Raw genomic sequence first — 17,638 nt, 5'->3', positions numbered from 1 at the left:
CCGCTGTGTCTCCGGCGCTTGACACGCCTGTCTATATCGTATGACTTTATCGCAGATGAAATCCGACGCAAGGCGCGGCGCTCTCCACTGAGGCGCGGTGCTTGTTGTCGGCAAAGCTTCATCGATCGGTCGCAACAGACCAATACACGATGCGATCCGGACTCTGCCTGAAGCGGCGGACCACCGGGTCCATGGGAAACGAAGATTAGGAGAGGGCCCACATGGCCTCAGTCCAGATTGCCGACGTGCGCAAGGCCTATGGCGCGACGCAGGTCATTCACGGTGTCGACATCGACATCGACGACGGCGAGTTCGTCATCCTGGTCGGGCCGTCGGGCTGCGGGAAATCGACGCTGCTGCGCATGATTGCCGGCCTCGAGAACATCTCCGGCGGCGAGATCCGGATCGGCCCGCGCGTCGTCAACGACGTGCCACCGAAGGAACGCGACATCGCGATGGTGTTCCAGAACTATGCGCTCTATCCGCATATGACGGTCGCCGACAACATGGCCTTCTCGATGAAGCTGCGGAAGGCGCCCAAGGCCGAGATCGACGAGCGCGTCGGCAAGGCCGCCGGCATCCTCGGCCTCGACAAGCTGCTCGACCGCTATCCGCGCCAGCTCTCCGGCGGCCAGCGCCAGCGCGTCGCCATGGGCCGTGCGATCGTGCGCGATCCGCAGGTCTTCCTGTTCGACGAGCCGCTCTCGAACCTCGACGCCAAGCTGCGCGTGCAGATGCGCACCGAGATCAAGGAGCTGCACCAGCGCCTCAAGACCACGACGGTCTATGTCACCCACGACCAGATCGAGGCCATGACCATGGCCGACAAGATCGTCGTGATGCATGACGGTATCGTCGAGCAGATGGGCGCGCCGCTCGAACTCTACGACCGGCCGGCCAATCTGTTCGTGGCGGCCTTCATCGGCTCGCCCTCGATGAATCTGCTGAAGGGTACGATCACCGCGGCCGGCTTCGAGACCGAAGGCGGCGTCGTCTGGCCGATCGGCGCGCACCCGGCCGATTCCAACGGCAGGGCCGCCGTGTTCGGCATCCGGCCGGAGCATATCCAGCTCGATGCGAACGGGCTCAAGGCCGAGGTCGTCGTCGTCGAGCCGATGGGCTCAGAGACGCAGGTCGTGGCCCGCTGCGGCGGTCAGACGCTGACCTGCGTGTTCCGCGAGCGCATCACCGCCAAGCCGGGCGAAACGATCACGATCACGCCCGATACCAATGTGACGCATCTGTTCGACGCGGCCACCGGCAAGCGGATCGATTGAGGCGAAGCGTCCCTGAACGCCGATGCCGCGCTTTTGCCGCGGGGGATCGGATCGCCGGGGAGACGAGAGCGACAGATGACGAGGCCCGCGCCATCCCCCGGACGGGATGGGCCTCGAAACCGAAAACCGGACAGTCCGGTTCAAGACGGCCGTGCAAGAGCCGACGAAACCAGAATCCCCAGGGAGGATTAAGATGGACCTGAATCGCAGATCACTGATCAAGGGCGGTGCCGCTCTCGGGCTAGGCGGCAGCACGAACCTGCTCGCCTATGCCAAGGCCTGGGCCCAGGCCTCGCCCTTCAAGGTCGAGCCCAACGCCAAGATCAACCTGATGCGCTGGAAGCGCTTCGTCGAAGCCGAAGACGTCGCGTTCATGCAACTCGTCGCCGCCTTCGAGGCCGCGACCGGCGCCAAGGTCAACGTCACCAACGAATCCTATGATGACCTGCAGCCGAAGGCATCGGTCGTGGCCAACACCGGCCAGGGTCTCGATCTGGTCTGGGGCCTGTATTCGCTGCCGCATCTGTTCCCGCAGAAGTGCATGGATCTCTCCGATGTCTCGAAATATCTCGGCGAGAAGCATGGCGGCTGGGCTCCGTCGGCGGAGCTCTACGGCAAGCTTGGCGGCAAGTGGATCGGCATTCCGATCGCCGCCAGCGGCGCGCTGATGAACTATCGTATCTCCTCGATGAACAAGGCCGGATTCAAGGAGTTCCCCAAGGACACCGCCGGCTTCCTCGAGCTGTGCAAGGCGCTGAAGGCCAACAACACGCCGGCCGGCATGGCCTTCGGCCACGCCTCGGGCGACGCCAATACCTGGATCCACTGGATGCTCTGGAGCCATGGCGGCAACCTCGTCGACAAGAACAACAAGGTCATCATCAACTCGCCGGAAACGGCGAAGGCGCTGGAATACAGCAAGGCGCTCTACGACACCTTCATCCCCGGCACGGCCTCGTGGAATGATTCCTCGAACAACAAGGCCTTCCTGGCCGGCGAACTGCACGCCACCGTCAACGGCATCTCGGTCTATGTCGCGGCCAAGAAAGAAAAGCCCGAGATGGCGGCCGACATGAACCATGCCTATATGCCGATCGGCCCCGTCGGCAAGCCGACTGAACTGCACCTGCCCTTCACGATGCTGGCTTTCCAGTTCACGAAGGTTCCCAATGCCTGCAAGGCGTTCATCGCCTTCATGCTGGACGCGCCGCAATACAATCCGTGGATCGGCGCGGCGCAGGGCTATCTGTCGCATTTCCTCGGCGAATACGACAAGAACCCGGTCTGGACCGCCGATCCGAAGACGACCCCGTTCGGCGACATTGCCAAGCGCACGCTGACCCCGGCGGGTCTGGGCACGCTGGGCGAGAACGCGGCGGCGGCCATCGCCGACTTCGTGGTTGTCGACATGTTCGCGAACTACGTCACGGGTCGCGAGGACATCAAGGGCGCCATGGCCGGCGCCGAGCGGCAGGCGAAGCGCATCTATCGCTGAGCCGCGACTTAAATGACGGGCGGTCCGCCTTGGCGGGCCGCCATTCGCATCTTTCTGGCGACACGACATCACCCGTCCGGCCCTGCGGCCGGAGCGTTCTCACGCATGACACCGGACCCGCGATGGCCAATTCCGCAGTCGAGATGCCGGCCCGCCTGACACAAGCCAGAAGCGAGCGCACGGCCTGGCAGAAACTGAAGGTGAGCCCTAACTGGCTCGGCTTCTGGTACATGGTGCCCGCCATGGGCATCCTGATCCTGTTCCTGGCCTACCCGCTGGGGCTGGGCGTCTGGCTGTCCTTCACTGACACCAAGATCGGGCGGGACGGCGTCTTCGTCGGGCTCGAGAACTATGAGTGGTTGGCCGAGGACAGCGTGTTCTGGACCTCGGTGTTCAACACGCTACTCTACACGACCGTCGCCAGCGCCGCGAAGTTCGTGATCGGACTCTATCTGGCGCTGCTGCTCAACAAGCACCTGCCGTTCAAGGCGATGATCCGCGCCCTCGTGCTGATCCCGTTCATCGTGCCGACCGTGCTGTCTGCGATCGCCTTCTGGTGGATCTACGACGCGCAGTTCTCGATCATCTCCTGGTCGCTGCGCCAGCTCGGCTGGATCGACCACAACATCAACTTCCTCGGCGACGTCTGGAACGCTCGCTGGTCGACGATCTTCGCCAATGTCTGGCGCGGCGTGCCGTTCATCGCGATCACGCTTCTGGCCGGGCTGCAGACGGTTTCGCCCTCGCTCTACGAGGCGGCGACGCTCGACGGCGCGACGCCCTGGCAGCGCTTCCGGCACATCACCTATCCGCTGCTGACGCCTATCATCGCGGTGGTGATGACCTTCTCGGTGCTGTTCACCTTCACCGACTTCCAGCTGATCTGGGCGCTGACGCGCGGCGGCCCGGTCAATGCGACCCATCTGATGGCGACGCTGTCCTATCAGCGCGCCATCATTGCCGGGCAGCTCGGCGAGGGCGCGGCGATCTCGACGGCGATGATCCCCTTCCTGCTCGCGGCGATCGGTATCGCCTGGTACGGGCTCCAGACACGCAAATGGCAGCAGGGCGGCAGCAATGAGTAACGTTGGTGCAATCCAGGACAGCGCCGGCCGTCAGGCCACTATCGGCAGCAATGCGGCGCCCGACCATAGCGAGGGCATGGGCTACCTGGAGACGCTGCCCCGGCGCGTCGTCACGACCTATATTCCGCTGATCCTGATCCTGATCGTCCTGCTGTTTCCGTTCTACTGGATGGCACTGACGGCGGTGAAACCCGACCATCAGCTCATCGAGATGGACAAGGTCAGTCCGTTCTGGACCTGGGAACCGACTTTCAAGCACATCCACAAATTGCTGTTCGAGAGCGACTATCCGCGCTGGCTCTGGAACACGATGTTCATCGCGACCTGCGCCACCTTCATCTCGCTGGTCGCCAGCGTGCTCGCCGCCTATGCGATCGTGCGCCTGCGCTTCAAGGGCGCGGTCACGGTCGGTGCGCTGATCTTCCTGGCTTATCTGGTGCCGCCTTCGATCCTGTTCATCCCGCTGGCGACGGTGATCTACAAGGTCGGCCTTTTCGACACGCCGCTGGCGCTGATCCTGGTCTATCCGACCATCCTGATCCCGTTCTCGACCTGGCTGTTGATGGGGTATTTCAAGACGATTCCCTATGAACTCGAGGAATGCGCGCTGATCGACGGCGCGACGCGGGCGCAGATCCTGATCAAGATCATCCTGCCGTTGGCGGTGCCGGGCCTGATCTCGGCCTTCATCTTCTCCTTCACCCTCTGCTGGAACGAGTTCATCTACGCGCTGACCTTCCTGTCCTCGACGCAAAACAAGACGGTGCCGGTGGCGATCGTGAACGAGTTCGTCGATGGCGACATCTATCGCTGGGGTTCGCTGATGGCGGGTGCGCTCGCGGGTTCGCTGCCGCTGGTCATCCTCTACGCCTTCTTCGTCGAGCATTATGTGTCGGCAATGACGGGGGCGGTGAAGGAGTAAGGTCTGCCAGATCTGCGCCAACCGTTTCGATACATGCGCCGTCATCCCGGACCAGCGGCGTAGCCGCGCCGATCCGGGATCTATTCCTGATCCGTTCCGGAATGGATCCCGGCTCTCCACTGCGCTTCGGCCGGGATGACGGCGGAGCTTGGAAAGCCAGCGAGATGCCGACCCAACCCACGTCCATCGCCTTCGTCGGCCTCGGCGCCATGGGCGCGCCGATGGCCGAGAACCTGGTCAAGCAGCAGTTCCGCGTCACCGGCTTCGACATGCGCGCGAGCGCGCGCGAGGCGCTGATTGCGGCCGGCGGACATGGCGCCGACAGTGCGAAGGCTGCGGCCGAGGGCGCCGAGGTTCTGGTGCTGATGGTGGTCAATGCGGCGCAGGCCCGCTCGGTGCTGTTCGAAGCGAAGGCGCTCGACGCCCTGGCGCCCGGCGCGCTGGTGATCCTGATGGCGACCTGCCCGCCGGGCGAGGTCGAGGCCATCGCCGCCGAGGTGGCGAAGAGCGGGCGCCATCTCGTCGACGCGCCGGTCTCCGGCGGGGTCGTGGGCGCGCGGGGCGCGACCCTGACGATCATGGTCGGCGCGCCCCAACTAAGCTTCGACCGGGCGCGACCGGTGCTGGAGGCGCTCGGCGACAAGGTCTTCCATGTCGGCCAGACCCCCGGCCAGGGGGCGACCGTGAAGACGGTCAACCAGTTGCTCTGCGGCGTTCACATCGCGGTCGCGGCCGAGGCCTTGTCGCTGGCCGAGAAGGCCGGCATCGACGGCAAGCTTCTGTTCGAGATCATGGGCGGTTCGGCCGCCTCGTCCTGGATGCTCAGGGATCGCGGCCCGCGCATGCATGAGCCGGACCCGGCGGTGGCGAGCGCGGTCGACATCTTCGTCAAGGATCTCGGCATCGTCCTGGATGCCGGGCGGGCCGCCAAGACCGCGCTGCCGCTGGCGGCTGCCGCTCACCAGATGTTCCTGGCGTCGTCCGGGCTCGGCCATGGCGGCCGTGACGATTCGCAGGTGGTGCGTGCCTATCGCGCCCTCAACGCCAAGCCCGCGAACGATGCCTGAAACGCGGTCTTACGCCTCAGCTCCGCAGCGGCGTAGTCGTGCCCCGGACGACAAGCTCCGGCTTGAGCAGCAGGCGGCGGGGCGGGGCGTCCGGCTCGGCAATGCGGCTGATCAGGAACTCGGCCGATGTGCGCCCCATTTCGTCCTGGAAATTGCGGATCGTCGTCAGGGCCGGATACCACTGCGCTGCTTCCTGGACATCGTCGCAGCCGACGATCGAGAAATCGATGCCGGCCTCGCGCCCGCGATGGCGCAAACCCAGCATCGCCCCAAAAGCCGAGAGATCGTTCATGCAGACAGCCGCGGTGGGCGGATCGGATGCATCGAGCACGGCCTGGATACCCTTCGAGCCGTTCTCGCGCGTGCCGTGACCGGGATAGACGAGGCTCGGATCGACCGCGATCCCGTAGCGGGTCAGGACTTCGCAATAGCCGCGATAACGGTTCGCGCCGGTCGAGATGCGCTGGTTCTGGCAGATGAAGGCGATGCGGCGGTGGCCGAGCCCGATCAGATGCTCCATCGCCAGGATGGTGCCGTGGCGGTCGTCGGAGCCGACGAAATCGAGGGTGTCCGTGACCTCGCGGGAGAGCTGGACGATCGGAACGCCGGCCGCGATCAGATGCGCAAAGGTTTCCTGCGTGCTGCCGCCCGCGGCGCACAGGATCATGCCGTCGGGCCGGTATTCCTTGAGCGTGCCCAGCACCCGGTCTTGCCGGGCGAGGTCCTCGCCATAGGTGCCGAGCAGGATCGAGCGGCCATTGGCCGTCGTGGTCTCCTCGATCGCGGCGAGGAGTTCGGCGAAATACGGGTTGGTGATGTCGTGGAAGCCAACGCCGAGGATGTTGGTGCGGTCGGTGCGGAGCGAGGCGGCGCTGCGATTGTAGCTGTAGCCCATCTCGCGGGCCATCTGCTGGACGCGGGCTCGCGTCGCCTCCGCCACCAGCGGGGAGCCCCGCAACGCCAGCGAGACGGTCGCGGTCGAGACGGTGAGTCGGTCGGCGATGATCTGCAGCGTCACGCGCGCCCGGCCGCCCGGGGCGGCTTTCGGTGGCTTGACGGGAGAGCCGGCACCGAGGGGGCCGCTGCTGGTCATGACGCTCTTCTCCGGAGGCGGACACATGATCTGGCGACCAGCTCCCGGTCGGGCGTTCCGTCACATCGACACGTCATTCTCATATAAACAGGAGAAATTGAACATGACCGCAACCAAAGAATCCGTTGGCTTCATCGGCGTCGGCCTGATGGGCCAGGGCATGGCGCAGAGCCTGCTCAACAAGGGCTTCTCGCTGACGGTGATGGGCCACCGCAACCGCAAGCCGGTCGAGGAGCTGGTTGCGGCCGGCGCGAAGGAGGCCAAGACGCCAAAGGAACTGGCGCAGAACGCGACGGTCATCTTCCTCTGCGTGACCGGCTCGGCCCAGGTCGAGGCGGTGGTCAACGGTCCCGACGGCATTATCGCCGGCGCCAAGCCCGGCACGGTCGTGGTCGACTGCTCGACCTCCGACCCCACGGTCACGGTCCGGATCGCGGGGGAGCTGGAGGCCAAGGGGCTGCATCTGGCCGACGCTCCGCTCGGCGGCACGCCGGCGCAGGCCGCGCTCGGGCAGTTGTCCGCCATGGTCGGCACGACGCCTGAGGTCTTCGCCCGGATCAAGCCGGCGATCGAGGCCTGGGCCCAGAAGGTCGTGCATCTCGGCCCGGTCGGCGACGGCCACAAGATGAAGCTGCTCAACAACTTCCTCTCGATGGGCTATGCGGCGATCTATTCCGAGGCGCTGGCGCTGGCCTCGAAGATCGGCATCACGCCTGAGACCTTCGACAGCGTGCTGCGCGGCAGCCGGATGGATTGCGGCTTCTACCAGACCTTCATGCAGTATGTGTTGGAGCGTGACCGCGACGCCCACAAGTTCACACTGGTCAACGGGCTGAAGGATGTGCGCTATCTCGAAAGCGTCGCCAATGCGGCTGGTGTCCCCAACCCGATCGGCAATGCGGTGAAGAACAGCTTCGCGACGGCCGTGGCCGCCGGCAAGGGCGATGATTACGTGCCGATGCTGTCGGACTGGGTGGCGTCGCAGAACGGCATATCGCTCGCGAAGAAGGGCTGAACGCCGCCCGCTCAGGGGCGGGCGAGCCGTTCGGCGAGGCTGTCGGAAAGGCCGGTGCTGGCGATCGGGGCCGGCAAGGCGAGATCGCCGGTCGCTGGCTTCACAGGCCGGTGGTGCAGTGCGGCCAGCACCGCCTGCATCCCTGCCTCGACCGAGCAGATCACGGGCACGTCGAGATGCGGCTGGATGCGGCCTGCAAGCCCCGCAAGGCCGGCCCCGCCGAGGATGACGGCGCCAGCGCCGTCACGCTCCATCGTCATCCGGCAGGCCTGCGCCAGCAGCGCGATGGCATTGTCGGGATCGCGCGCGATGTCGGCGCCGGTGGGCGTCACGGTCTCGATCGCCGCGAGCCGGTCGCCCAGCCCCAGCATGGTGACGAATTCGCGCAGCATCGGCGCCCAGCGCTCGCCGCCGGTGACGATCGCGAAGCGCTCCGTCAGCACTGAGGCCGCAAGGCAACTGGCCTCGGCCATGCCGATGACCGGCACATCCGCGAGTTCCTTCAGCGCCAACAGGCCGGGATCGCCGAAGCAGGCGAGATAGACCGCGTCGCAATCTCCGCCATGCTCGGCATAGGCTTCGAGCGCGGCGTGGCCGGCGATCGCCGCAGCGCTGCGACTGGCGATATAGCGCGCCCCGAAACGGCCGGTGACCGGTACGAGGCTCACGCCCGCAGGCAGATGCGGCGCCAACACCCGCTCCATCAGGGCGGTCACCTCCGCCGTCGTGTTGGGATTGATCAGCAGGATGCGCAAGGTGGCCTCGAGGATGGCAATATCGGGCGGCCCGAAGACCAAGGCCTACTGTCGATCATGGAGGCGCGGCAAGGCAATGCTGGCGAAACACTCGTCACCCGATTTGATGACCATGTTGCATTGCAACAAAAGCCGCTATGGCTGCGTTCCTGAAGCGTGCTGGCGCCATTCCGGGCCGGCCGGCGCAGGAGTGCATCATGCCCAGCCTCTCCGAGACGATCGCCCGCCTGAGTGCTGCCAGGGGCATGGGCCGGCCCGCCGCCCGGCCATCCCGCCTGCGCGAACTGGCCGGGTTCGGATCCAATCCGGGAGCGCTCAAGGCCTATTATCATCTGCCCGATGGTCTGGCGCCGGGCGCTCCGCTGGTGGTGGTACTGCATGGCTGCACCCAGAATGCGGCCGATTACGACCATGGCTCGGGCTGGTCGCAGCTCGCCGACCGCCATGGCTTTGCGCTGCTGTATCCGGAGCAGCAGCGGGCGAATAATCCCAATCTCTGCTTCAACTGGTTCGCGCCGGGCGATATCCGCCGCGAGGCCGGCGAGGCGATGTCGATCGCGCAGATGGTCGGCCGCATGATCGAGACCCACGCGCTCGATCGCCGCCGGGTCTTCATCACCGGCCTGTCGGCCGGCGGCGCGATGGCGGCGGCGATGCTTGCGACCTATCCCGAGATATTCGCCGGCGGCGCGATCATCGCGGGACTGCCCTTCGGCTGCGCATCGACGGTCCCGGAGGCGCTCGAACGCATGCGCGGCCAGAGCCTGCCGCGAGAGGCGGCCTTGCAGAGCGCCGTTCGCGACGCGTCCGGTCATGCGGGGCCCTGGCCGACGCTCTCGGTCTGGCATGGCACGCAGGATCACACTGTCGTGCCCGCGAATAGCGAGGCGATCCTGTCGCAATGGCGCGGCGTCCACGGGCTTGCGCCGGCACCGAGCGAAACGGCCACTGTCGCCGGTCACACGAAGCGCATCTGGCGCGACGCGGCGGGCGTGGCCAGGATCGAGACCTTCGCGATCGCCGGCATGGGTCATGGCACGCCGCTCGACACCGGAGACGGCATCGGCATGCCCGGCGCCTTCATGCTGAACGCAGGCATCTCATCGACCCGCCATATCGCGGCGTTCTGGCAGCTTGCCGAGCCAGTCGCGGCTGCCGCGCAGGACAATCTCACGACCGAAGCGGCGACGGCTGCCGCGATGCGGCATCAGAACAGTGGCCTACGACCGGACGGCACGAAACCGGCGAAGTCGGGTCCGGCCAAAATCATCGAGGATGCGTTGAGAGCGGCGGGCCTGATGCGCTAGCGAATACGCTCGCAGTCGAACCGAATGGTGCCCCTGGCCGGGGAACATCAACTGGCGGACATCAATGACATAGCTGTCGGTGGGAAATCGAACCGCTATGTCGTTTCATGAGGCTTGCGGAGGGTGACTTTCCCACTTTCCGGTGGACCAATGGGATTCCGAAACCCGGCATCGAATTGCGGCGTGGATGCGCATCAACCCTCACCTGCCCGACCCGGAGCTGTACGGGCAACGCCGCCGGCGCCGGTGGTTCCTGCTGAAGCCGATCCTGCTGATCGCCGCGGTCGTCCTGATCGTGGTGGTGATCAAGCTGGCGCGCTGATTTCGCCGTCCTTCTTCACACCGCGGGCCACCTCGACCAGCGCCCCATCCGGCAAGGGCCGCTGCAGCGCCTTCGCCTGCTCCCAAGGCGCCGTCAGCCAGGTCTCGATCTCTTCCGGCTCCGTCAGGATCACCGGCATCGCCTTGGGATGGATCGCACCGACTTCCCGATTAGGCTCGGTCGTCAGGAAGGCGAACAGGTCCGTCGTCTCCATGCCGGTCTTGATCTTGCGCACGCCGGTCCATTGCGGCGTCCAGATGCCGGCGAAGAAGGTCAGCGGCCGATCCGGCGAGAGCGCGAACCAGACGTCCTGCTTTGACCCATGGTCGAACTCGCTGAAGCTGGTCAGCGGCACGACGCAGCGACTCTCGACGCCGAGCCAGCGCTTCCAATGCGCGCTGGCGGTGTTGCGGACATTTGTCGTCCCGCCGTCCGGCTCCATCCGCAGCAGCTCGTCGAATTCCACTGGCTTGTTCTTCGCCCGCAGCTTGTCGGCCCGCTTCGTCGCCGCCTGGAAGATCGCCTGTTTCGACGACGGCATGCCCCAGCGCACCATGGCTAGCTCGCGGCCGCCGGGTGTGTTGCGGACGATCGGAGCCCGATAGTCCGGGAAGATACCGGGCATGGGCGGCAGGTTGCCGGCGGTGTCGCGCATGGCCCGCGCCATCGCCACGATCGCGGCCTGGCCCTTGGTCAGGCTGTAGAGGTTACACATCGGCTTCGCCCACCCTGCGCCGGCGCTCGATCGGCGCCGGCTCGGCCGGGAGCATGTCCGGCTTGCCGCCCTCGATCAAGGTCAGGCCAGTCATGGAGGGCGGCAGGTCGGGCGGGCGGCCCGAGCGTAGGTCCGGCATATAGCCGCCGCAACGCATGCCGTATTTCTGCGGCTTGCGGGCGGGATTGTGCGGGTCCCAAGGGCAGCGGGCGACGAAGAGCTGCAGCAGATAGCCGATCAGCGCCTGCGAGCCGTACTTCGCCGAGAGCGTCGCCAGCCGCGCATCGCCGCCGCGCTCGCAGACATGGCAGCGGAAGCGGATCACGACATAGGGATAGTCGCGCAGCGACGTGTTTTCGTTCGGCCGAGGCGGCCCGGCTGGTGACATGATTTCGGTCCTCGGCTATGAGAACGAAATCAGAACAAACAGGTTCGGGAGTCAAGCCATGGCCAGCGTCGAGACGTTCTTCCTCCAGCCGTTCAAGACGCATCGCAAGCGCCTGGTTCCGGGGCAGCGCGTGCTGGCCAAGACCAAGCATCACGCCCTTCGCGACGGCGAGCGCCTCGGCCGCACTGCGGAGGGGCTGGCCGTCATCCACGTCACCGCCGATGACGAGACCGGCGAGGTCAGCGCGCTCGCCGTGCTGGCGCGGCATGGCGAGATCCCGGAAGCCTTCGAGGAGGAGATCCGGGCGCTGTGAGCCTGAGCCTGCGACGACAGGCCCTCAACTTTCCGCACGACGACCCGGACCTGCGCTGGTCGGTCTATTGCGACGATGTGGGGATCGGGGTCATCGTCCAGCACCGGGGCCGTTCCGACGAGCCGGTCTCATGGCATTGGGTCATGCACCTGCATGCCGGCCGCTTCCAGAACGGCGTCAGACCGACCGATGGCGCGGCGGCCACGCGTGAAGAGGCGATGATCGCCTTCCGCGCGGCCTGGGAGATCGTCCGCCCGGCGATCGGCGATGAAGGCTGGCGGCTGCACCTCGAGCATTGCGCCTGGTCTCGCGCGCAGGAGGAACGCTGGGCGCGGCAGCGCGCCGGAACCGAACGCGGCGGCTACGGTTGAACGGCGCGGAGGACGCCACAATGACGAACATCACGATCAAATCCGCCGACGAGCGCGAGATAGCCATGAACCTCATCGAGAAGCTCAGCGGCGCGCCCGAGGACACCCCGGAGGAAACCCGGCTGCAGATGCTGATCGAAGCCGTCGAGCGCTGGGACGCAAAGCAGGACCCGGCGGCCGCCACAGGCTAATCTCCGACCGATTCGGAGACCGCCCCATGCCTGCCCGCCGCGACACGCGCATGACCTATTCCTATCTCGCTGGCCGGGATGTCGGCCTCTCCTCGGGGGAATGGCAGCACGAGTGCGAGATCGCCTATCTGGCCGCGATGCCCCTCGCCAAGCGCAACGACTTCCTCGATGGCGTGCCCGGCACGACCGATCGCGACGGGCGTGGCATCAAGGGCCATCGCGGCGAGGCCGCGGTGGCTCGTCTCCGCGAGGAGATCGATCGATACGGGCGCCTCGTGAAGCCCAACTGAAACGGAAAAGAGCCGCGACCTCTCCTCCTGACCCGAAACGCAAAAAGAGCCCGGCCCCGCCGAAGCGGGGCCGGGCTCTTTCACTGCCGGTCGAATAGCCCCGGCGCCGTCGGCGGGCGGATCACCAGCGATCGCGGTGTGATGATCAGTTCGCGCGCCTCGGTCGCCGCTCCGCTCGCAATCGTATAGGACAGCGTCACCGGCTCGATATCGAAGGCGCCGAAGATCCGGCGAATCGCCGGCGTGTCGTTGATCGACAGGATGAACCCTGCCTTGATGCCGGCAAGCTGCTCGGCCAGGCGCGCGAAGCTGGCCCGGTCGAACACGGCCGGCCCGTAGTCTTCCTCGCCGCCGGCATAGGGCGGGTCCAGGTAGAACAGCACGCCCGCGCCGTCGTAGCGCCCGATGAACTCGCCGAACGGCAAGTTCTCGATGATGACGCCCGCAAGACGCTCGTTCAGATCGGCGAGCATCGAGGCCAGTTTCGTGACGTCGAATCGCCCGGGCAGCCCCGGCGAAACGCCGAAGCTCCGGCCGGTCACCTTGCCACCGAAAGCGACGCGCTGCAGATACAAGAAGCGCGCAGCGCGCTCGAGATCGGTGAGCGTCGCCGGATCCGTCGCCAGCAGCCGCTCGAACTCCCGCCGGCTGGTGAACTGGAAGCGCAACAGATCCATGAGCGGCACGTAGTGGCGCTGCAGGACGCGAAAGAGCGTCGCGACGTCGGCCGAGATGTCGTTGATGACCTCGACCTTCGGCGCTGACCGGCGTCGCAGGAAGACGCCGCCCATGCCAATGAAGGGCTCGGCATAGGTATGATGCTCGACGCCCGCGATCATCGCGACCAGGCGGGCGGCGAGTTGCTTCTTGCCGCCGATATAGGCGGCGGGCGGACGCACCGGATGAACGGTGCGCATGTCAGGTTCAGGCATTGAGAACGATCCGGGTACATGCAACGTTTCGAGCGCGCACCGGTGCGCTCGGCGGGTTGCCTTCACGGACGTGGTCAGGCTTCGCGGGACCTTCTGCCAAGGCGGCCCCGCGGCGATACGGCGTGTCAGCGCCGGGTCGCCCCGCCGATCAGCGGGGCTGAATATTGGGGATCACGAACCCGGTCGGCGGGCCGCCTGGTCGCGAAGGAACTGCTCCATCGCTCTCAGCTTTTCGTCCTGACGGGCCATCATCGCATCGTAGCCCTGGGCCTGATCGATGAATCGGCTGTTCAGGGCCGCCGCCTGCTCGACCAGGCCCAGCTTGACGCGATCGAGCGCCTGCTCCCGCTGCAGCTGCTGCAGGGCCGTGTTGAGCGCCGTGACGCTGTCGCCCTGCCCACGCACGGTCAGGCCGACCTGGGCGAGCTGGCCAGAAGCGCCCTGATTGGCCGAGTCGATCCGGGCGGCGAGATCGGCCCGGGTCGTGCCGACCTGCGCATTGATCAGATACATCAGGCCGCCGAGCAGGATCGCCGTCATCGTCACCAGCGCGGCCCCCATGCCGACGAGCTGGGCCGGGCCAAGTCGGGCCGATCGATGCGCCGCACGGTCTTCCTCGGCTTTCTCCGCCCAGTCTTTTCGGAAGCTCCTGAGATCGCCGCTCAGGTTTTCCATGCTCGCACTGAGCAGCAGAATATCAGACTCGACCTTGCCGAGGCGGCGGTCATAGTTCGGGGCTTCCGTCATAGGCGCAGGCTCCGGCCAGAGTTTCGCTTACGCCTGCGCCGCGGCGCCGGTCGACACCATCACGCCGATCTTCGCCTCGAGCTTTTCAGCCAGGACGGCACTGGTTGCCTCGGGCGTGATGCCGAAATGCTTGAGCGCGTCCGGAACGCTCTTCACGACATAGTCGACGCCCTCGATGATCATCGGGTTGCGGCTCGGCAGCGCCAGGGCCCCGGCCATGCCGCCCGCTCGGTTGATCACGAGACCCGCCGCATTGGTGAGAGCCGCCTGCAGCGCGTCGCGGTGCCGGGCGTCGATCTCGATGTTGAACTTCGCCTTCACCGTACCGACGAGCCAGAGCACGGCACCGGAGACGATCACGCTGGCGATCTCGACGAGGAAGGGCCTGACGATCTCGAACAGGGCCGAGCCGGTGGACGGCGTCTGCGCCGAGGCGACGGCCGCGATGGACAGGAGGGCGAGGCAAGCGGCGACAAAAACCGTGCAAAGGCGAACCATGGTTCAGGCTCCCTTCTTGGCGGCGTCGATCGTTTGCTTCGCCTGCAGGATCTCGCCGATGGCCATGGCGAGCTCGGCGGCTGTGCGGGGCGGCTTGGCGCAGAAGCGATCGAAGACGATGCGGCCCTGGCCAACCGCCGACCTGACATTCTCGGGAGCGACCAGGTCGACCACCGCGACGGCGGACTGGAGTTCGACGCATCGCGCGGCGAGCCGGTCGCTGATCTCGGCGATGCGGGCGTCGATGGTCTGGCAGGCGGCGAGCAGGCCAGCGAAAGCGATCGCCACGAGGACGGTTTTCTTCATGATGGATCTCCGGAGGGTTGAGCGGCGAGCCCGGCCGCTGCGGGTGAGAAGTCAGCCGAGGCGGCCAAGCGCGTCCTTGCGGACATCGAAGCTCGGGCAGGCCTTGGCGGCGTACTGGTTGTGTCCGGTGACGCGCCTGATGCCGGGATGCTTCGCGGCGAGCTGCTGCGTCAGCCAGAGCATCGAGGCGCGCTGCGCCGGCGTGCGGGTGTCCTTCGGCGTCTTGCCGTCGGCCGCGACGCCGCCGACATAGCTGCAGCCGATCGTGCCCTTGTTCTTGCCGTGATCGGCGCAATGGGCGCCCTGCTGGCCGACAGGCCGGCCGAGCATGATCCGACCGTCGCGGTAGACGACATAGTGGTAACCGATGTCGCTGAAGCCGCGCGCCTTGTGCCAGGCGCGGATGTCCGCGACCGTATAATCCTTGCCCTCGACCGTGGCGGTGCAGTGCCAGATGATCTCGTCGATCGCGCGCGCCGTCGCCAGCAGCTGCAGGCTGGCGACGTTCTGCGGCGGCGCGGCGCCAACCTGGCCGTCCATTGTCGCCGGCACCGCCGCCGCCATGGCGGACTTGTCCGGCTCGGCTCGTCCGGGCTTGGCCGCAGCGATGGCGCGGGCCAGCGCGATCTTCGTCTGCGGTCCGGCGATGCCGTCCGCGACCAGGCCATAGGCAAGCTGGAAGGCCTTGACGGCCGCCGTCGTCTTCGTCCCGGGCTTGCCGTCGACGCGACCCGGATTGATGTCGAGCGAAAGCAGCGCCGCTTGCACGTCGCGAATATTCATCGTGATGCTCCGGGGTCAGTCGATCGACGGCGCGCGCTCGGCCAGCGCGAGGAACGCGGCGAGGCAGGCCAGGAAGATGATGCCGGCCTCGACCAACGTCACAGGCCGAGTGCGGTCAGCTTCGCTGCGACAGTGTCCTTGACGATGCCGTATCCGGTGTCGTTGAGGTGGATGCTATCGAAGCGGTTCGCAGCGGCGACCGTCCCATCCGGCTCGGTCGCGAGGGCGGCAAAGAGGTCGATCGCATTGGGATAGGCAGCCTTGATGGCGGCATTGGCCGCCAGGATCGCGTTGTGGTTTCCGGAGCCTGTCGTCTCAGTCGAGGCCGGTATGATCGTCGCAGGCAAGTAGACCGCGCCGGGCGCCAGATTGGCCACGGCCCTGGCATGCTGCGCGAGGCAAGTCGTCGTCAGGTTTGCAGCGACGCCGACGTCGTTTCGGCAGAGCCATGCCACGATGATCGGGCCGCGCCCGGCAACCTTGTCCGCGACCATCCTGTCGACGATCTGCTGCGACGTCTGCCCACCGATGCCGTAATTGGTGACCGGGCGGCCGGGCTGGGCCACGCGCAGCTGAGTCGGCCAGCCGCCGGCTGTGGCGATCGCGGCCGTCGCGCCGGTGCCCGCGGTCAGGCTGTCGCCCCATGCCTGGATGGCGTTGTTCGGGACCAGCGCGGCGGGGCCAGCAAGAGTACGACTCTGCGTCAGGCTAATGCCAGCGATCCGCACCTGATCGTTGTTGACCGGCTTCGCCTGCACCCGGATCGTGACCGTTCCCGATACGTCGACAGCGACGAGCGTCCCGACAGAGGCCCGCGTGCCGAAGGGCGATGCAGAGACCACGGCAGGCGACAAGGCGTCGTTGAGGTTCTGCGAATAGACGATCAGGCCGGAGAGGTCGTTTGCCGGCCAAAACTGCAGCCTGGAATTCAGACTGAACACCGCCGCTGTCGGGTAGGACTGCCCAACGAGAACGTTGTTCAGCGTGACCTGGACAGAGCGACCGGCGTTCGACGAGATGAAGTCGAACAAGATCGCCAAGTCGAGCATGGCGCCCGGCCTCAAAGTGCCGGGCGGGAGCACGATCGGCTTGATCAGGTCGTAAAAGGTCGCATTGCCGGAACCGGCTGAGATGACCGGGCCGCGCCCGCCCGCCAAAAGGACCGCGGTAAGGCTGCCGGGAGAAGCGCTCGGCGTGGCGGTCGGCGGCACCGCATGCACGGTGCCGCCGAGTTGGGCAACCAGGAAGAGGGCGCAGCAAAGCGCCCGAAGAAAGCGGGTCATGATCGGTCTCGCGATTCAGGGATCGGCGGGCTCAGTTTCCGGCGAAGGAGACGCCGTCGCCGGCGGCACCGTTGATGCAGGCGAGGTTGGCATTGGGGATCGCGAAGCTCATCGCCTCGCCCGGCGCCAGCACGTAGCCGTTGCCGGTTCCGTCCGCGGTCGCATTCACGCCTGAACCGCCGATCGTGATGGCGCCGGCATTGGCTGCAAGCGCCTTGACGACGATGCCGTTGACCAGGGCGGCCGAGGCGAGGCAGACGGCGGTTGCCGTGACCGCGATGCGGGCCTGCCCGGCCGCGATCGTCGCCGGAAGCGGGCCGGCCACTGCGCCGCCACCGATATAGAGCTGCTCGGCATAGGTGCCGTCGCCCATATCCTTCCATTTGAACGCTGTGCCGGCCCTGTCCTGGATCTTGTCGGCGGCCAGAACTGGCAGCGCGGCGCAGGTGAGCGCCGCCAGCGCAAATGCGAGGCGTTTCATCT

At 66.4% G+C, this 17,638-nt stretch carries 23 protein-coding genes; 12 read left to right on the top strand and 11 right to left on the bottom strand.

All coding sequences use genetic code 11. The features are described from left to right. Window positions 1–221 precede the first annotated feature (221 nt). The 5 genes from AC1DYU_RS12240 (at window position 222) to AC1DYU_RS12220 (ending at window position 5,846) form a co-directional block, all read left to right on the top strand. A complete protein-coding gene (locus AC1DYU_RS12240) occupies window positions 222–1,277 on the top strand; it encodes a sn-glycerol-3-phosphate ABC transporter ATP-binding protein UgpC (protein ID WP_158483452.1) in 1,056 nt (351 codons plus the stop codon). A 193-nt stretch (window positions 1,278–1,470) separates the two neighbouring features. After that, entirely contained in the window at window positions 1,471–2,772 is a 1,302-nt protein-coding gene (locus AC1DYU_RS12235) for an ABC transporter substrate-binding protein (protein ID WP_158483451.1), read from the top strand. A gap of 122 nt (window positions 2,773–2,894) precedes the next feature. Next, window positions 2,895–3,857 carry a carbohydrate ABC transporter permease gene (locus AC1DYU_RS12230; RefSeq protein WP_476791868.1) on the top strand — a complete coding sequence of 321 codons (963 nt, stop codon included), beginning with the start codon at window positions 2,895–2,897 and terminating at the stop codon, window positions 3,855–3,857. A gap of 76 nt (window positions 3,858–3,933) precedes the next feature. Beyond that, complete coding sequence (locus AC1DYU_RS12225) at window positions 3,934–4,779, top strand: carbohydrate ABC transporter permease (RefSeq protein WP_476792099.1); 846 nt, start codon at window positions 3,934–3,936, stop codon at window positions 4,777–4,779. 164 nt (window positions 4,780–4,943) lie between these two features. After that, window positions 4,944–5,846, top strand: coding sequence for an NAD(P)-dependent oxidoreductase (locus AC1DYU_RS12220; protein WP_476791867.1), 903 nt, complete (start codon window positions 4,944–4,946; stop codon window positions 5,844–5,846). A gap of 16 nt (window positions 5,847–5,862) precedes the next feature. Here the strand turns inward: AC1DYU_RS12220 and AC1DYU_RS12215 are convergent, their stop codons facing one another. Continuing rightward, the gene (locus AC1DYU_RS12215) at window positions 5,863–6,939 is read right to left on the bottom strand and encodes a LacI family DNA-binding transcriptional regulator (protein WP_476791866.1); all 1,077 of its coding nucleotides are present in this window, start codon (window positions 6,937–6,939) and stop codon (window positions 5,863–5,865) included. 97 nt (window positions 6,940–7,036) lie between these two features. Here AC1DYU_RS12215 and AC1DYU_RS12210 point away from each other — a divergent pair, with 97 nt between their 5' ends. After that, a complete protein-coding gene (locus tag AC1DYU_RS12210; RefSeq protein WP_476791865.1) occupies window positions 7,037–7,954 on the top strand; it encodes an NAD(P)-dependent oxidoreductase in 918 nt (305 codons plus the stop codon). A gap of 11 nt (window positions 7,955–7,965) precedes the next feature. Here the strand turns inward: AC1DYU_RS12210 and AC1DYU_RS12205 are convergent, their stop codons facing one another. After that, on the bottom strand, window positions 7,966–8,709 hold the full coding sequence (locus AC1DYU_RS12205; RefSeq protein ID WP_476792098.1) for an aspartate/glutamate racemase family protein: 744 nt from the start codon (window positions 8,707–8,709) through the stop codon (window positions 7,966–7,968). Window positions 8,710–8,906: 197 nt separating this feature from the next. On the opposite strand from AC1DYU_RS12205, the gene AC1DYU_RS12200 reads away from it, so the two are divergent. Beyond that, window positions 8,907–10,016: an extracellular catalytic domain type 1 short-chain-length polyhydroxyalkanoate depolymerase gene (locus AC1DYU_RS12200; protein ID WP_476791864.1), complete on the top strand. Its 1,110-nt coding sequence runs from the start codon at window positions 8,907–8,909 to the stop codon at window positions 10,014–10,016. Window positions 10,017–10,203: 187 nt separating this feature from the next. Beyond that, a complete protein-coding gene (locus AC1DYU_RS12195) occupies window positions 10,204–10,338 on the top strand; it encodes a hypothetical protein (protein WP_476791863.1) in 135 nt (44 codons plus the stop codon). Here the strand turns inward: AC1DYU_RS12195 and AC1DYU_RS12190 are convergent. Next, window positions 10,322–11,053: an SOS response-associated peptidase gene (locus AC1DYU_RS12190; protein WP_476791862.1), complete on the bottom strand. Its 732-nt coding sequence runs from the start codon at window positions 11,051–11,053 to the stop codon at window positions 10,322–10,324. The two genes, AC1DYU_RS12195 and AC1DYU_RS12190, sit on opposite strands and share 17 nt — an antisense overlap. Beyond that, a complete protein-coding gene (locus AC1DYU_RS12185; RefSeq protein ID WP_476791861.1) occupies window positions 11,046–11,441 on the bottom strand; it encodes a hypothetical protein in 396 nt (131 codons plus the stop codon). The genes AC1DYU_RS12190 and AC1DYU_RS12185 overlap by 8 nt, the downstream gene beginning before the upstream one ends. 58 nt (window positions 11,442–11,499) lie before the next feature. Between AC1DYU_RS12185 and AC1DYU_RS12180 the strand changes: the two genes are divergently transcribed. Genes AC1DYU_RS12180 through AC1DYU_RS12165 form a run of 4 tightly spaced genes read left to right on the top strand, consistent with a single transcriptional unit; the run spans window position 11,500 to window position 12,606 of the window. After that, entirely contained in the window at window positions 11,500–11,754 is a 255-nt protein-coding gene (locus AC1DYU_RS12180; protein WP_066611607.1) for a hypothetical protein, read from the top strand. Beyond that, window positions 11,751–12,125 (top strand): hypothetical protein, encoded by a 375-nt coding sequence (locus AC1DYU_RS12175; protein ID WP_476791860.1) that lies wholly within the window; start codon window positions 11,751–11,753, stop codon window positions 12,123–12,125. The genes AC1DYU_RS12180 and AC1DYU_RS12175 overlap by 4 nt, the downstream gene beginning before the upstream one ends. Window positions 12,126–12,145: 20 nt before the next feature. Next, window positions 12,146–12,316 carry a hypothetical protein gene (locus AC1DYU_RS12170; RefSeq protein ID WP_476791859.1) on the top strand — a complete coding sequence of 57 codons (171 nt, stop codon included), beginning with the start codon at window positions 12,146–12,148 and terminating at the stop codon, window positions 12,314–12,316. A 26-nt stretch (window positions 12,317–12,342) separates the two neighbouring features. Beyond that, complete coding sequence (locus AC1DYU_RS12165; protein WP_476791858.1) at window positions 12,343–12,606, top strand: DUF7696 family protein; 264 nt, start codon at window positions 12,343–12,345, stop codon at window positions 12,604–12,606. Window positions 12,607–12,686: 80 nt separating this feature from the next. On the opposite strand, the gene AC1DYU_RS12160 is transcribed toward AC1DYU_RS12165, so the two are convergent. The 7 genes from AC1DYU_RS12160 to AC1DYU_RS12130 all read right to left on the bottom strand — a co-directional run bounded on the left by AC1DYU_RS12160 (window position 12,687) and on the right by AC1DYU_RS12130 (window position 17,636). Then, window positions 12,687–13,538, bottom strand: a complete 852-nt coding sequence (locus tag AC1DYU_RS12160) for a DNA adenine methylase (RefSeq protein ID WP_476791857.1) — start codon at window positions 13,536–13,538, stop codon at window positions 12,687–12,689. A gap of 171 nt (window positions 13,539–13,709) precedes the next feature. After that, window positions 13,710–14,285: a hypothetical protein gene (locus AC1DYU_RS12155; protein WP_476791856.1), complete on the bottom strand. Its 576-nt coding sequence runs from the start codon at window positions 14,283–14,285 to the stop codon at window positions 13,710–13,712. A 27-nt stretch (window positions 14,286–14,312) separates the two neighbouring features. Continuing rightward, window positions 14,313–14,783 carry a hypothetical protein gene (locus tag AC1DYU_RS12150; protein WP_476791855.1) on the bottom strand — a complete coding sequence of 157 codons (471 nt, stop codon included), beginning with the start codon at window positions 14,781–14,783 and terminating at the stop codon, window positions 14,313–14,315. Between the two features lie 3 nt (window positions 14,784–14,786). Then, a complete protein-coding gene (locus AC1DYU_RS12145) occupies window positions 14,787–15,089 on the bottom strand; it encodes a hypothetical protein (RefSeq protein ID WP_476791854.1) in 303 nt (100 codons plus the stop codon). A 51-nt stretch (window positions 15,090–15,140) separates the two neighbouring features. Further along, window positions 15,141–15,872: a peptidoglycan-binding protein gene (locus AC1DYU_RS12140; RefSeq protein WP_476791853.1), complete on the bottom strand. Its 732-nt coding sequence runs from the start codon at window positions 15,870–15,872 to the stop codon at window positions 15,141–15,143. Between the two features lie 98 nt (window positions 15,873–15,970). Next, window positions 15,971–16,903 (bottom strand): SGNH/GDSL hydrolase family protein, encoded by a 933-nt coding sequence (locus tag AC1DYU_RS12135; protein ID WP_476791852.1) that lies wholly within the window; start codon window positions 16,901–16,903, stop codon window positions 15,971–15,973. A gap of 283 nt (window positions 16,904–17,186) precedes the next feature. Continuing rightward, a complete protein-coding gene (locus AC1DYU_RS12130; RefSeq protein WP_476791851.1) occupies window positions 17,187–17,636 on the bottom strand; it encodes a hypothetical protein in 450 nt (149 codons plus the stop codon). Window positions 17,637–17,638 lie beyond the last annotated feature (2 nt).

It is taken from the genome of Allobosea sp. P2_B12 (assembly GCF_056404835.1).
The sequence above is the reverse complement of the archived record's forward strand: the minus strand, read 5'-3'. Positions and strand labels throughout refer to the sequence as shown.

What these genes read in the sequence shown, in the direction of transcription:
- AC1DYU_RS12240 (WP_158483452.1), top strand. Translation starts at nt 222, where the DNA reads ATGGCCTCAGTCCAGATTGCCGACGTGCGCAAGGCCTATGGCGCGACG.
- AC1DYU_RS12235 (WP_158483451.1), top strand. Translation starts at nt 1,471, where the DNA reads ATGGACCTGAATCGCAGATCACTGATCAAGGGCGGTGCCGCTCTCGGG.
- AC1DYU_RS12230 (WP_476791868.1), top strand. Translation starts at nt 2,895, where the DNA reads ATGGCCAATTCCGCAGTCGAGATGCCGGCCCGCCTGACACAAGCCAGA.
- AC1DYU_RS12225 (WP_476792099.1), top strand. Translation starts at nt 3,934, where the DNA reads ATGGGCTACCTGGAGACGCTGCCCCGGCGCGTCGTCACGACCTATATT.
- AC1DYU_RS12220 (WP_476791867.1), top strand. Translation starts at nt 4,944, where the DNA reads ATGCCGACCCAACCCACGTCCATCGCCTTCGTCGGCCTCGGCGCCATG.
- AC1DYU_RS12215 (WP_476791866.1), bottom strand. Translation starts at nt 6,939, where the DNA reads ATGACCAGCAGCGGCCCCCTCGGTGCCGGCTCTCCCGTCAAGCCACCG.
- AC1DYU_RS12200 (WP_476791864.1), top strand. Translation starts at nt 8,907, where the DNA reads ATGCCCAGCCTCTCCGAGACGATCGCCCGCCTGAGTGCTGCCAGGGGC.
- AC1DYU_RS12195 (WP_476791863.1), top strand. Translation starts at nt 10,204, where the DNA reads ATGCGCATCAACCCTCACCTGCCCGACCCGGAGCTGTACGGGCAACGC.
- AC1DYU_RS12190 (WP_476791862.1), bottom strand. Translation starts at nt 11,053, where the DNA reads ATGTGTAACCTCTACAGCCTGACCAAGGGCCAGGCCGCGATCGTGGCG.
- AC1DYU_RS12185 (WP_476791861.1), bottom strand. Translation starts at nt 11,441, where the DNA reads ATGTCACCAGCCGGGCCGCCTCGGCCGAACGAAAACACGTCGCTGCGC.
- AC1DYU_RS12180 (WP_066611607.1), top strand. Translation starts at nt 11,500, where the DNA reads ATGGCCAGCGTCGAGACGTTCTTCCTCCAGCCGTTCAAGACGCATCGC.
- AC1DYU_RS12170 (WP_476791859.1), top strand. Translation starts at nt 12,146, where the DNA reads ATGACGAACATCACGATCAAATCCGCCGACGAGCGCGAGATAGCCATG.
- AC1DYU_RS12165 (WP_476791858.1), top strand. Translation starts at nt 12,343, where the DNA reads ATGCCTGCCCGCCGCGACACGCGCATGACCTATTCCTATCTCGCTGGC.
- AC1DYU_RS12160 (WP_476791857.1), bottom strand. Translation starts at nt 13,538, where the DNA reads ATGCCTGAACCTGACATGCGCACCGTTCATCCGGTGCGTCCGCCCGCC.
- AC1DYU_RS12155 (WP_476791856.1), bottom strand. Translation starts at nt 14,285, where the DNA reads ATGACGGAAGCCCCGAACTATGACCGCCGCCTCGGCAAGGTCGAGTCT.
- AC1DYU_RS12150 (WP_476791855.1), bottom strand. Translation starts at nt 14,783, where the DNA reads ATGGTTCGCCTTTGCACGGTTTTTGTCGCCGCTTGCCTCGCCCTCCTG.
- AC1DYU_RS12145 (WP_476791854.1), bottom strand. Translation starts at nt 15,089, where the DNA reads ATGAAGAAAACCGTCCTCGTGGCGATCGCTTTCGCTGGCCTGCTCGCC.
- AC1DYU_RS12140 (WP_476791853.1), bottom strand. Translation starts at nt 15,872, where the DNA reads ATGAATATTCGCGACGTGCAAGCGGCGCTGCTTTCGCTCGACATCAAT.
- AC1DYU_RS12130 (WP_476791851.1), bottom strand. Translation starts at nt 17,636, where the DNA reads ATGAAACGCCTCGCATTTGCGCTGGCGGCGCTCACCTGCGCCGCGCTG.